At 59.0% G+C, this 434-nt stretch carries 1 protein-coding gene; it reads left to right on the top strand.

Going from position 1 to position 434, the window contains the following annotated elements; all coding sequences use genetic code 11:
* A partial coding sequence (locus tag BK665_RS34060; RefSeq protein ID WP_259699693.1) for a thioredoxin family protein occupies window positions 1–224 on the top strand: 224 nt, incomplete at its 5' end.
* Window positions 225–434: the final 210 nt, after the last annotated feature.

Raw genomic sequence — 434 nt, forward strand, 5'->3', positions numbered from 1 at the left:
GCAAGTCGTTTGCGCCGGTGTTCGAACAGTCGGCGGTGCAGTTGGCGGGCAAGTGTCGGCTGGCCAAGCTCGATAGTGAGGCGAATCAGCAGTTGTCGGCGCAGTTGGGGATTCGTTCGATTCCGAGTCTGATTCTGTTCAAGAACGGCCGGGAAGTGGCGCGCCAGAGCGGGGCGTTCCCGTTGCCGCAGTTGATGAGTTGGTTGCGTAGCCAGGGAATCTGAAGCCACCCCGAATCAAAAATGTGGGAGCGTGCTCGCTCGCGAAAGCGCAGTGTCAGTCGACATCAACATTGACTGATACACCGCTTTCGCGAGCAAGCCCGCTCCCACAGGGGTTCGGTGTTGCCTGCGGGAATCAGGCGTTTTCCAGCAGGTTGTGCAGCTCGACAAACTGCTGGGTCAGTTTGTGTCGCGGATCAAGGTGGATCAGCG

It is taken from the genome of Pseudomonas frederiksbergensis (genome assembly GCF_003732665.1).
Taxonomy (GTDB): Bacteria; Pseudomonadota; Gammaproteobacteria; order Pseudomonadales; family Pseudomonadaceae; genus Aquipseudomonas; species Aquipseudomonas frederiksbergensis_G.